The sequence below is a fragment of the Gottfriedia luciferensis genome (assembly GCF_002156865.1).
In the GTDB taxonomy this organism is placed as follows: Bacteria; Bacillota; Bacilli; order Bacillales; family Bacillaceae_G; genus Gottfriedia; species Gottfriedia luciferensis.
In genome coordinates, this window is sequence record NZ_NCTA01000002.1 from 188,575 (window position 1) to 200,848 (window position 12,274).

The window sequence follows — 12,274 nt, forward strand, 5'->3', positions numbered from 1 at the left end:
CGGTCATTTATTAAATACCAAGTAAACGACTGAAGATATTTTGTTTTATTTTCATAGGCTCTTCTGGATAAATCATTGTTCCATCCACAATGGATTGAGCGTTTTCTTTTAAACGTAACTCTGTTTCAATTCCAAACTTTTTCCGAATAATCTCGTAAGCTTCAAACAACTCAAATTTTCGATTCTCTGTGTCGTGTGCATCTGAAGCGATTGCATGTGCAAGATTAGACTCTATACACTTAAACGAGAATTTTTGAATATTTTTCCCAAACTTTCCTGTTAATGATGATGCAGTTATTTGAGTCAGGATACCTTTTTGTACAAGTTTAAACAGTAAATCTGGTTCCCCCATTAATACTTTGTTCCTCTCAGGGTGGACAAGTATAGGAACTAACCGATTAGTTTGTAATTCATAAAACAATTCGTTCGTAAACCTTGGTAATTGAGATGAAGGAAGTTCGCATAATAAATAACGTCTTCCTTCATTTATTGAAACAAGTTGTTCCTGTTCTAAGTCTTGAATCATTTCTCCATACAACCTTACTTCTTGTCCCGGTAAAATCGTTAATGGAATCTCACATTTTTTTAACGCATTATTTAACTCGTCTATTTTTTTTAAAATCGTTTTTCTGTCTGTATTGTAACGTCCGTTTTGATGATGCGGTGAAGCAATTATAGTATGAATACCATTTTCAACAGCTGCTCGTGCCATCTCCATACTTTCTTCCATTGTTTTAGGACCATCATCAAGTCCATGTAGAATATGACAATGAATATCGATCATTCTTCGTTACCGTAATAGTAATAATAATTGTCTTTATTTTGTTCTGCTCGATTTAAAATAGTACCTAGAATTTTTGCGTTTACTAGCGTTAATAATTCTTTTGATTTTTTTACTTTTTCTTTTGCAGTGTAGCCACTACGAACAACTAAAATCGTTCCATCACAAATTTGCGAAACAATTTGTGCATCTGTTACAGCTAAGACTGGTGGGGCATCAAACAAGACTACATCATATTCTTCAGTCATTTGAGCGACCAAATTCTTCATTTTAACAGAAGATAGTAATTCCGATGGATTAGGTGGAATTGGTCCAGATGTTAAAATTGATAAATTATCTACTTTAGAAGATTGCGTAACATCTGATAATGACTTACCTTGTACAATTACAGATGATAAACCTTTAAAATTCTCTAGTTTAAAGACAACATGTATCTGTGGTTTACGTAAGTCTGCATCCACTAATAGTACTTTTTTACCTTGCTGAGCATATGTCACTGCTAAATTTGCAATTGTAGTAGTTTTCCCTTCTGAAGGCTCAGATGAAGTGACTAATAGTGTTTTTAAGGTAGTATCTATTGCTGAAAATTGAATATTTGTACGAACAGTACGATATTGTTCTGCAAACGGTGATTTAGGGTTTGTTAATGTAATAAGAAATCTTTTCATATTTTCTTTTGAAGCTTTTTTAAACATATTACGCACCCTTTCCTATTCTAAATTTAGTTTGTTTAGGTGAAATACTGTTTTCGGTTACTTCTGAAATAATTCCTAAAACAGGTAATTCTAATAATTCCTCTAGTTGTTTTTCCTTCTTTATTGTGTTATCTAGGTATTCAAGTAAGAAGGCTAATCCAACAGAAATCATTAATCCTAAAACAAAACCAATAGCAGTATTCAATTTCTTGTTCGGTTTAATTGGATTTGGATGTTCTCCAAGTTCTGCTTTTGCTAAAATACTAACGTTATTAACGCTCATAATTTTCCCAATTTTTCTTTGGAAAACATCTGCAATTGTATTTGCAATAGTTTGCGCTTTCTTCGGATTTGGATCTTGAACGGAAACTGTAAAAACTTGCGAGTTTGTTTCATTTGCAACTGTGATTTTTTCTATTAGTTCTGATACGGAGTAGTCTAAATGTAATTCTTTTACAACTTCATCTAGAATAGTAGGGCTCTTAATAATGACGTTATACGTATTAATTAATTGGATATTTGTTTGAACCTGATTATTTTGATAAATAGAAGAATCTCCTGATTCCTTTTCATTTACTAATAATTGTGTTGAGGATTGATAAATCGGTGTCAAAAATAAAAAGCTGATTACACCAGCTAATAATGTAGTAATTAACGTAATACTAATAATCATCTTCAAACGTTTATTAATAACGTCGAATAAATCTTGTAAACTAATCGTTTCTTCCATCATTTTCCTCCCGAAATTGACATTCTATCATTTTATTAAAATATTATTTCCGATTAAACCTAAACCAGTATAACATTAGACACTTATTAAGTTAAGTAATTTTTGCCACAGTGAAATTGGGGCACTCCATCAAAACCATTGATATAACTAAGTTTTTCTATTTATTCCAAAAAATTACAACTCATAAATTATTTTTAATTATTAAAAAAATCAATACATTACAATAATATAGAAAACTATTTTTATATAATTATTTCTAAACGATTTTTACTTTCAATTTATAATTTTCTAATTATTAATTAATCCTCAAAAAATTTTTTTAACTTTTTATAAAAATTCCTAGCACAATACAACTTTTCTGTTATATAATAATTATTAATTAAATATACTGTATTAATACAGATTGGAAAACAAACAATAAAAGCATTTAAATCTAAGGGAGTGTTGATGATGATGAGTAGAGAAGAGCGTAAAAACATGGTTCAATTTTTAGAGCTTACGAAAGGATTTTCAACTGAGGATTTAGTATTTATGACTGACGCGGATTTAGAACATATTTATAATTCTGCATACACATATATGTTACATCATGCTGAATAAGAAATTTTAAGTAAACACTGGTAGTTGCACTTATAAAAGAAGCTAGGTGATCCTAATCGGATTCACCTAGCTTTTTTAGTTCACTACAAATTGATTCGTTAATGTTGTAAGCGATTGTGCTACTTTATTAATTTGCTGGCTATTATCAAATGTTTGTTCCATTCGTTTCAATTGTTCATTTGAAGCACTCATCATCTCTTCAGCGCTTGCTAACGTTTGCTGTGAAATTGAACCGAATTGTAATGTTGTTTCTTCCATTAATGGGATTGTATCCTTTAATTTCGATAATTCTTGATGCATTTTGTCAATTTTTAGGTTGATATCCGTGATGGTTGTTAGTAAAGAATTAAACGCTAATCGAGATGATTCAACTGTTTCTGTACTATTCTCTGTATCAATTGCAAGTTGATTAAATTCAACAGTTGCATTTGCCATCATTTTTTCCATTTTGTTCACTGAAACAGCAATGTCTTCTGTTGCACTTGAACATTGCACTGCAAGATTCTGTACTTCTTTTGCAACAACGGCAAATCCCCTGCCCGATTCTCCTGCCCTCGCAGCTTCGATTGAAGCGTTTAGTGCAAGTAATTTAGTTTGATCTGCAATTGAACGGATCCATGTTACTACCTTTGAAATTTGCGAACTATGATTTGTTACATTATGTATAGTACTAGCCAATTGGCTGCATTTATGCTGAATTTGCTGGAAGGTTTTTAGTAACTCTGCAACATTGTCTTCTCCGTGTTTAGCAGAATTATTCATATTATTTGAAGCTTCCATTACATTCTTCATCGTTTGTAAAACACTTTCTGATTCCTCTTTCATATTGTGGAATACATTACTATTCGTAGTTGAACTAACCGCTGTTTCTTCAGCACCTAATTTAACGATATTCATAGTTTCTAATGAAGCCCTCGTATAGTTAAAAGAAGTTTCCGCAGTTTGTTGTAATTCCTTACTCGTTATCACCAACGAATTAGTCGTAGAATCAATATTTGATAGCATTTCTCTCATTTGGCCAATCATAGATTTAAAGCTTTTCGTTAATGAAACAATCTCTGGAATCGTTGAATTTGTTTCTACTTCAATCGTTAAATCGCCAGTTCGAACAATTCTCATTACATCTCTTAGTTTCTCAAGAGGATTAATAATTTTTCTTACCACAAAATATGTAGCAACCCCTGCAATTAAGATACTAATAATGATTGAGATTAGAAAAAAGTTCTTCATATTATAGATTTTTCCCATAAAAGAATTATCTTCAATCACAACTACATAATAACCATTTAACTCACTAATTTTAATAAAACCATAAGTATATGATTTATTTTTATACTGTAATTTACTTACCCCTTGTTGATTCTTAAGGAAAGTTGACTTTGCCTTGTCTAAAATTTTTAAATCTGTATGTAAATTAACTTTGTATGGCTTTACGACTAAGTCTTTTCCAGATACATAAAATGCTGTTGCCTTTAAACCTTCCTGTGATAGACTAACCATCTGATTTTTTACTACACTATTAATTCCTTTCTCGTATCCTACCTCATCGCCTATATATCGATATTGTAAACTTTGAGAGATTTCTTTCATGATTGAAGCTTCACGTTCGATTCGACTATTCATCATTGTGACTGTCGTTTTCTCCGCTTTATGATAAGAAATAAATGATACAACGGCTAACGATACAGTTATTAATAATACAGTGAATAAAACCAAGCGAGATTGAAGTGTAAAGCGTTCAATCGTATTTTTCCTTGTAGATTCTGATGTTTCTTTTTTTGAGATTATTTTGTTTTTCGTGATGTCCCTTTTAATTTTACTAAAAAAGCCTTTGTTTCTTATTTCAGAAGCTAATTTAGTAACCGTGTTTTTAATCCTGAAGATTAAGTCCTTGCCTTTTATTTTCTTCACAAAATACACCACATTTCTTCAAATTATTACAAAATCCCCTTAAGTTTAGTATATTTAGACAATGTTTAACTTAAATAAATTGAATGTAAATTTATTGTGAAATATGCCAAAAAATCCCATTTAATAAAATGGGATTTTTTAAGTAATTAACTTATATAAACTGTCTCAAAACGATAACCTTTTCCTTTTATCGTTTTTATATATTTTGGAAAGTTTGGTAGTTCTTCTATCTTTGTACGTAATCCATGTATATAGATATCTATTAATCTTTTATTTTTAAAAACTGAGATCACTTCCATTAATTCTTCCCTTGTTACAATGATTCCAGCTTTTTTTATTAAGTACAATAAAATCGAATATTCTCTGCCATTTAGTTCTATCCGCATTTTATTTCTGTAAATTTCCTCTCTATCTAAATAGATAGAAATATCGCCTAACTTTAAAACTGTTTCTCGATCTTCTTCAAATTTTTCGTTATAGCATCTTCTCATAACAGCTTTAATTCTTGCAGATAAATCCCTTGGATGAATCGGATATTTAACGTATTCATCTGCACCTGCTTCTATGCAAATAGCTGCTTCATACGAATCATATGTATCAACTAATAATATGATTGGTACTTCCGTTATACGTCTTATTCTCATTATTAAAGGTATAAATTCACTTAAAGCACGACTCTTCATTAATACAATGCAACCTTTTAAAAAACCTAGATGCACTTCTTCCTTAAAATTTCGATAGGAATAAGTGCTTATTTTAACCAGTCCAAATTGTTTACTTTGTTGAAGCACAACTTCAATCTCGTTTTTATCTTGAATGATAACAACTTGCTCCACCGTATTTTCTCCCCTGTTAGTTAATTTATTTTTAACTATTTTCTATTTATACGGTCATTTTAATTGGTTATTAAAAAAAAAGGGGGAATTTTATTATACCTTTACAAATTCTTAACGTTTAGTTAAAAGCTAGTTAACTATCATGGAATATATTAGAAATTGGTTAGAGAAACAAATACAAAATTATGAATATTTTTAGGGGGAAATCTAAAATGAAGCTTATAAAAACACCTTTACTAGTACTATCAGCCGCAGCAATGTTATCTTTAGCAGCATGTGGAAATGCAGACAAAACTACTTCAAGTAATTCTGATAAAAAATTAGCTGGAGATATCTTAATTGATGGTTCATCAACAGTTGCTCCAATTATGGAAGCAGTATCTGAAGAATATACTTCTGCTCAACCAGATGTTCATGCTTCAGTAGGAATTAGTGGTACTGGTGGCGGATTTGAAAAATTCACAAAAGGCGAAACTGATTTAAGTAATGCCTCACGTCCAATTAAAGATGAAGAAGCTGCAATCGCTAAACAAAATAAAATTGATTATATTCAATTAGAATTAGCTTATGATGGTTTATCAGTAGTAGTAAATAAAGACAATGATTTCGTTGACCAATTAACAGTTGAACAATTAGCAAAATTATGGTCAGTTGACAGCAAAGTTAAAACTTGGAATGAGATCAATCCAGCTTGGCCAAAAGAAGAAATTAAATTCTTTAGTCCAGGTACGGAATCAGGAACTTATGATTATTTTAATGAATCAATCCTAGCAAAAGCTGGTGAGCGTAAAGATGCGCAAATGTCTGAGGATGATAATGTTCTTGTTACTGGTGTAGCTGGTGAAAAAGGTGCAATCGGATACTTTGGACATGCCTACTATGAAGAAAACAAAGATAAATTAAAAATCGTACCAATCGTAAACCCAACAACAGGTAAGGCAGTTATCCCAACTGAAGAAACGATTAAAGATGGTTCTTATGCACCACTTTCCCGTGAAATCTTTACTTATGTAAATAAAAAATCACTTAAACGCCCAGAAGTAATGGACTACTTAAAATTCGCTAATGAAAATGTTCCTACTTTATCACAAGAAGTTGGATATGTACCATTACAAGATGAAAAATATGAAAGCAATATTCAGAAATTAGAAGAAGCTACAAAATAATAAATAAGATTTTTAAGAGGTAGGGTCTGGATGAAGCCTTACCTCTTTCATTCTTGAAAATAGGGGGTTTTTAAAATGATAGAATTGAAGAATTCTTCACCTGTACGACAAATAATAGCTGCAAATAAAAAGAAAAAAAATTCTACTGATACAATTTTAGAAAAATTGATGCCAAGATTATTTTTAATTTGTGCTCTAGTAGCTATATTCACTACTTTCGGTATCATTTTTACTTTGCTAGCTGAGACAGTTCACTTTTTTGACAAGGTTTCGATAAAAGAATTTCTAACAAGCAAACAATGGCATCCTACTTTAGGAAACCCTGATTTTGGTATTTTACCACTTATATCAGGAACTTTATTAACCTCTATTATCGCTACAATTGTAGCAGTTCCGATTGGTTTAACTTCGGCTATCTATTTAAGTGAATATGCATCTGATAAAACGCGTAGAACAATTAAACCAATTCTTGAAATTTTAGCCGGTGTTCCTACTATTGTTTATGGTTTTTTTGCTTTAACATTTGTAACACCACTTTTAAAAAGCATGATCCCTTCATTAGGTATTTATAATGCTTTAAGTCCTGGTCTTGTTATTGGTATTATGATTATCCCAATGATTACCTCTTTATCTGAAGATGCAATGAGTTCCGTGCCAAATTCTTTACGCGAAGGTGCATATGGGCTAGGTTCGACTAAACTTGAAGTATCATTAAAGGTTATCCTTCCTGCTGCAATGTCAGGCGTAATCGCATCATTCGTTCTTGGTATTTCTCGTGCAATTGGTGAAACGATGATTGTTTCAGTTGCTGGTGGAGCAAATCCAGTTTTCTCGTTTAACCCAACACAAGCCGTTCAAACTATGACAGCTTTTATTGCACAAGTAAGCCAGGGTGATGTAAGTTACGGATCAATCGGATATTTCAGTATTTATGCAGTTGGTACAACATTATTTGCCTTCACATTTGTAATGAACATCATTGCACACTTTATTTCGAAACGTTTTAAAGAGGTGATTTAATATGAATTTTATCGATCATAATAAAGTTTCTGCTAAAATTGGTAAACGATTAGTTAAAAATAAACTAAGCTCACAATTATTCTTTTTATCAACAATTTTTGGATTAATGATCTTAGCTGTTTTACTTTATCGTGTTGGAACACAAGGATTTTCATACTTATCTATAGATTTCTTTACGAATTTTGCATCACGTATCCCGGAGAGAGCCGGAATTAAAGCTGCTCTTTACGGAACAATCTGGTTAATGGCCGTTGTTATTCCAGTTTCATTAATCCTTGGTGTTGGTACTGCTATATACTTAGAGGAATATGCAAAGAAAAACTTTTTAACAAGATTCATTCAATTAAATATTTCAAATCTAGCAGGTGTACCTTCAATCGTATTTGGTTTATTAGGATTAACTGTATTTGTACGTCTATTTGGATTGGATCGAAGCATTTTATCTGGTGGTTTAACAATGTCACTTGTCATCCTTCCAGTAATTGTAGTTTCATCGCAAGAAGCAATTCGTGCAGTCCCAAACCAACTTCGTGAAGCATCATACGCTTTAGGCGGTACAAAGTGGAAAACGATTTTCCGTATTGTCTTTCCTTCTGCATTACCAGGTATATTAACTGGTAGTATACTAGCTTTCTCTCGAGCAATCGGAGAAACAGCTCCACTTCTTGTCATTGGAGCATTATCATATGTTGCTTTCGTGCCTACGGATCTATTCTCAGGATTTACAGTTATGCCAATTCAAATCTTTAACTGGACATCACGTCCCCAAGAAGCTTTTCAATTCGTTGCAGCTGCAGGAATTATTGTCCTTCTTGCTATGTTAATTATTATGAATGGTATTGCTGTTTGGATTCGAAATAAGTTCCAAAATCGTTACTAGAATCGTTACTAGCCTACTCCCCCATAAAAATTTGTATAAAAAAACTACGATTCATAATTGAATCGTAGTTTTTTTTATTTTACTTTAAATAACTCATCAGTATCGTATTGTTTACCATCTAAAAGATTGTATTGAACCATCTCGTAATTCTTTATCAATTGTTTTTGTTCAGTTGATAAGTCTGTAATTAATTCACCCTTCGTGTTCAAGCGGTTTGCACCTTTGATACCTGGGACTGTTTCTCTAATTTGAGTAAGTAAATCAAAATATGGTGGTCTCGCTAGCCCTGTTTTATCAAATACAATTGTACTTAAAAAGCTTGGACTTAATGATTCATAATGAACCTTTTCCGTATCATAATTTGTGTAAACAAAAAATGGCGTTTCAGAAAACTTACGTAAATCCTCAACCGGTGTTTTAGCTGAATAACCAGCCTCACTGAAAATTTCGCGGTCTTTACCGAAGCTCGGCATATGATCTCCCCAGAATACAACCATAGTAGGTTCATCAAAAGTATCCAAAAAGTCAGTAAGATGTTTAATTGCTAGGTCCGTCGCTTCGATCCCTTTGAAGTAGTTACTTAAAATAACATTATTCTCGGGCTTTAATTGATTAAAATAGGTTTCGTTATTATCGCTTTTATTATAAGGTAAATGATTTTGCATTGACACAGTATGAATAAACTTTGGACCATCTTTCTTCTTTAGTAGATCAATTAATTCCAAAGTAACTGATTCATCAGAGATATAATTACCAAACTTATCTGTATGCTTCATTGTTCCCATACTATAAAAATTTGTGAATCCTAATCGTTTATAAACTTCTTTTCGCTTATAAAATGCTGGATTATATGGATGCATCGCTTCCACTGAATATCCTGAATCTTTTAATACACTAACTATCGATGGCATATTTCCTTTGTTAGCTAGTCCGTCCTGATATGGCATTGATCCTGGTCTTAAGAATGCATTAGATTGTCCTGTTAATGCTTCGTATTCAACATTCGCTGTTCCCCCACCAAATGTAGGCGAAAGAAGATTTCCACTAGTATTCTCTGACATTATTTTATGAATAGTAGGGATTGGGTCACTTTGCAGATGAAGCCCAGTTAATTTTGAAGCGTCCCAAAAAGACTCACTCATTATAAAAATAATATTTGGTTTTTGTTGTAAATCTCCTAAACCATTAGGCCTTACATTATTTTCATTAGGAGTGTTTTTAACAATACTGTTTATTTTATTTTTACTATAATCGGATGGTTTATCCATTAACTCTTTTTTGAAATTCCCCATAAATGCAATAACAGGTCCGTTATATGCATAGTTGCTCGGTTGGTTCCATCTAATAAACTGAATTCCTGCCTTTTGCATATAAGGCAGTGTCCATTTTTCTCCGTAGTTCATAAAGCTATAAACAATGAAAATACCAAACGCCGCTAAAGCAACTCGGATTATAAGATGAATTCTAATTTTTGGCATAGATCTTTGAACCAAAATAATAAGTACAATTAAAACAACCGCTAAAACAATTGGTAACAAATTAACATTCTTTCTAATCATCGGAAGAACTTCACCTATAGTTGCTACAAGTGAAAAATCTGATGGATATAAAGGTTCCCCCAAAATTTTCAACTTATTGAAATGTACTTGACCGATAAAGAAAATAACTAAACCAAAAATCGTATTAGCAATATATAGATTTCGAATTATAGCTACAAAAATAAGATTTAAGCCAAATATGATAATAAACGTAACAAGAAAATGTGGTTTATGCGTTATGATATATTGAAAAGTTCGATTTAAGAAATTATCCTTCTGAACATATAGTAGATAGATTGATAGGATCATGGAGACTGAAACAGTATTTAATAGTACCATAATCGTATAGAACAACTTCGAGTTAAAATTGATTTTCTTTACGAATTCCATTTTTTCAACTATAAAACAAAGAACACAAAATAAAATCGCTGAAATGATTAAAATCTCTTTTTTATGAAATAATGCGAAATTAACCGCTCTTAGAAAATACCCTTTTTGAAAAAGCATAATTCCACAGAACATTAACAATGATGTTAAATAAAAACTTATGAATAAATTAAAGGTAACCCTCGTTCTTCCTGACATTTCTTACTCCTACTCCCTAAATTTATAAATATTATTCAATTCGATAGATATAATTAAAAAGATGCTCACAAAACTTGATTATAACACTATTTTAATTAAATTAATATTCCTGTAATACTTTCTTACAATAATATCCAATTTTAGAAATTTTTCAGAGACAATACGATCTGCTATCCTTATATAAATGAAGAAAACCCTGAAACGGAAATTAAAATTCTTTTTTTACAGAAAGGCTCTGTTAAAAAAGAATTTTGATGATTTCCGTTCCAGGATGCCCTAAAGAGCAGGAACAAGGAAAGTCAGGATCAAAGAGAAAGGAAAAGAGATTAAAAGACTTTAAAATTCAATCAATTTCCTTTCAATTTGTTTTCCCCTTCTTTCCCTGCTTTGCCTGCTTTTTATTTCTGCCACCTTCCACTCCAATCAATGTCTTAAAATTGCATAAAATCTTTCTCAAAAATGTGTTTTGAAAATATCAACAATTAACATTAACAGAGCCTACAAAAAAAAGGATGTCTCTATAGTCTTAGACTAATGAGACATCCTTTTTTTAAATATCAATAATCGTTTTCTTATTTACAATTCGTTCTTTTAGTTCTGCACACAGGTCAATTACTCTTTGTGTCTTCTCTTCATATTTCATATTCAATACATGATAAAGAGTTATATCACGACATTTTAAGAATGAAGGAATTCGCTTATACCACTCTTCATCTAGTACAAATTCCGTTTCGTATCCTTTTCGAAAGATCTCTAATTGCCTTTTAGCGAAATTAGACTTTTCTTCAAATGATGCCTTGCTTCCCCAAGCTGTATAATACAAAACAATTGCGATATCTGAAATAAAGTAATTATATTGCAGATCATCGAAATCAAAGGCTGTTATTTCTCCTTTATCATTTACGAAAAAGTTGTGAAGATGTAAATCACTATGGATTAACCCATAAGAATCTTTTTTTCTTTCATAACCTTTAATTTCATCAATTAATTCCTGCGTGTAGATACCTAGTTCTTCATCACTTAGCATTTCACTTAAATAAGCTTCTTCGTCCCAGTGCTCTCTATCGTTTGTTACCGGATAATCAACTGTTAATGCATGAAGCTTTCCAATCGTTTTACCCCATGTATACATTAGATTATCATTCCACACAGATGGGTTTGTACGATCTACTAATTGGCCGTCTGCCCATTCAAACATTGACGCGTAAAAGCTTGTGCCATCACTCGCATTTTGGACTTCGACTAAATTTCCGTTTAATGAAGTTAAAGAACCCGCTGCATTTGCTCCATTCTCTCTAACATATTTTAAGAACTTAAGCTCTGCCTCAATTTCTACTTTTGAGCGATGTGATGAATGCGTTAATCGTAAAATTCGATCCGTGCCATCAGCAAGCTTCCCTTTAAAAAGATAATTCTCGAACTCACCTACAGGTTTTTCTTCTACTGTTATGCCAAATTGTAATGCAGCATTATTCAAAATCTCTTTAGTAAAAACTTTTTCAACCGCTTGTTCCATATCTTAATCCCCCGAA

Annotated in this window: 11 protein-coding genes; 4 read left to right on the top strand and 7 right to left on the bottom strand. The window is 31.7% G+C overall.

The window, feature by feature from the left end:
- Window positions 1-10: 10 nt before the first annotated feature.
- Genes B7R67_RS03135 through B7R67_RS03145 form a run of 3 tightly spaced genes read right to left on the bottom strand, consistent with a single transcriptional unit; the run spans window position 11 to window position 2,206 of the window.
- Window positions 11-784, bottom strand: coding sequence for a tyrosine-protein phosphatase (locus tag B7R67_RS03135; RefSeq protein WP_088067465.1), 774 nt, complete (start codon window positions 782-784; stop codon window positions 11-13).
- Complete coding sequence (locus tag B7R67_RS03140) at window positions 781-1,476, bottom strand: CpsD/CapB family tyrosine-protein kinase (RefSeq protein WP_088067467.1); 696 nt, start codon at window positions 1,474-1,476, stop codon at window positions 781-783. Before B7R67_RS03140 ends, B7R67_RS03135 begins: the two co-directional genes overlap by 4 nt.
- 1 nt (window position 1,477) lies before the next feature.
- Complete coding sequence (locus B7R67_RS03145) at window positions 1,478-2,206, bottom strand: YveK family protein (RefSeq protein WP_088067469.1); 729 nt, start codon at window positions 2,204-2,206, stop codon at window positions 1,478-1,480.
- 450 nt (window positions 2,207-2,656) lie between these two features.
- On the opposite strand from B7R67_RS03145, the gene B7R67_RS03150 reads away from it, so the two are divergent.
- A complete protein-coding gene (locus tag B7R67_RS03150; protein ID WP_208615624.1) occupies window positions 2,657-2,806 on the top strand; it encodes a BH0509 family protein in 150 nt (49 codons plus the stop codon).
- A 75-nt stretch (window positions 2,807-2,881) separates the two neighbouring features.
- Here the strand turns inward: B7R67_RS03150 and B7R67_RS03155 are convergent, their stop codons facing one another.
- A complete protein-coding gene (locus B7R67_RS03155) occupies window positions 2,882-4,717 on the bottom strand; it encodes a methyl-accepting chemotaxis protein (RefSeq protein ID WP_088067470.1) in 1,836 nt (611 codons plus the stop codon).
- A 146-nt stretch (window positions 4,718-4,863) separates the two neighbouring features.
- Window positions 4,864-5,553, bottom strand: a complete 690-nt coding sequence (locus B7R67_RS03160) for a winged helix-turn-helix domain-containing protein (protein WP_088067471.1) — start codon at window positions 5,551-5,553, stop codon at window positions 4,864-4,866.
- A 212-nt stretch (window positions 5,554-5,765) separates the two neighbouring features.
- On the opposite strand from B7R67_RS03160, the gene B7R67_RS03165 reads away from it, so the two are divergent.
- From B7R67_RS03165 to pstA, 3 genes are all read left to right on the top strand, one after another.
- Entirely contained in the window at window positions 5,766-6,719 is a 954-nt protein-coding gene (locus B7R67_RS03165) for a PstS family phosphate ABC transporter substrate-binding protein (protein ID WP_088067472.1), read from the top strand.
- 75 nt (window positions 6,720-6,794) lie between these two features.
- The gene (gene pstC, locus B7R67_RS03170; protein ID WP_088067473.1) at window positions 6,795-7,739 is read left to right on the top strand and encodes a phosphate ABC transporter permease subunit PstC; all 945 of its coding nucleotides are present in this window, start codon (window positions 6,795-6,797) and stop codon (window positions 7,737-7,739) included.
- 1 nt (window position 7,740) lies between these two features.
- A complete protein-coding gene (gene pstA / locus B7R67_RS03175; protein ID WP_088067474.1) occupies window positions 7,741-8,619 on the top strand; it encodes a phosphate ABC transporter permease PstA in 879 nt (292 codons plus the stop codon).
- A gap of 74 nt (window positions 8,620-8,693) precedes the next feature.
- On the opposite strand, the gene B7R67_RS03180 is transcribed toward pstA, so the two are convergent.
- Window positions 8,694-10,742 (bottom strand): LTA synthase family protein, encoded by a 2,049-nt coding sequence (locus B7R67_RS03180; protein WP_088067475.1) that lies wholly within the window; start codon window positions 10,740-10,742, stop codon window positions 8,694-8,696.
- 550 nt (window positions 10,743-11,292) lie between these two features.
- Window positions 11,293-12,258: a phosphotransferase enzyme family protein gene (locus B7R67_RS03185; protein WP_088067476.1), complete on the bottom strand. Its 966-nt coding sequence runs from the start codon at window positions 12,256-12,258 to the stop codon at window positions 11,293-11,295.
- Window positions 12,259-12,274 lie beyond the last annotated feature (16 nt).

Excerpts from the sequence above, each read along its gene's own strand:
- B7R67_RS03135 (WP_088067465.1), bottom strand. The coding sequence starts at position 784 with ATGATCGATATTCATTGTCATATTCTACATGGACTTGATGATGGTCCT.
- B7R67_RS03140 (WP_088067467.1), bottom strand. The coding sequence starts at position 1,476 with ATGTTTAAAAAAGCTTCAAAAGAAAATATGAAAAGATTTCTTATTACA.
- B7R67_RS03145 (WP_088067469.1), bottom strand. The coding sequence starts at position 2,206 with ATGGAAGAAACGATTAGTTTACAAGATTTATTCGACGTTATTAATAAA.
- B7R67_RS03150 (WP_208615624.1), top strand. The coding sequence starts at position 2,657 with ATGATGAGTAGAGAAGAGCGTAAAAACATGGTTCAATTTTTAGAGCTT.
- B7R67_RS03165 (WP_088067472.1), top strand. The coding sequence starts at position 5,766 with ATGAAGCTTATAAAAACACCTTTACTAGTACTATCAGCCGCAGCAATG.
- pstC (WP_088067473.1), top strand. The coding sequence starts at position 6,795 with ATGATAGAATTGAAGAATTCTTCACCTGTACGACAAATAATAGCTGCA.
- pstA (WP_088067474.1), top strand. The coding sequence starts at position 7,741 with ATGAATTTTATCGATCATAATAAAGTTTCTGCTAAAATTGGTAAACGA.
- B7R67_RS03180 (WP_088067475.1), bottom strand. The coding sequence starts at position 10,742 with ATGTCAGGAAGAACGAGGGTTACCTTTAATTTATTCATAAGTTTTTAT.
- B7R67_RS03185 (WP_088067476.1), bottom strand. The coding sequence starts at position 12,258 with ATGGAACAAGCGGTTGAAAAAGTTTTTACTAAAGAGATTTTGAATAAT.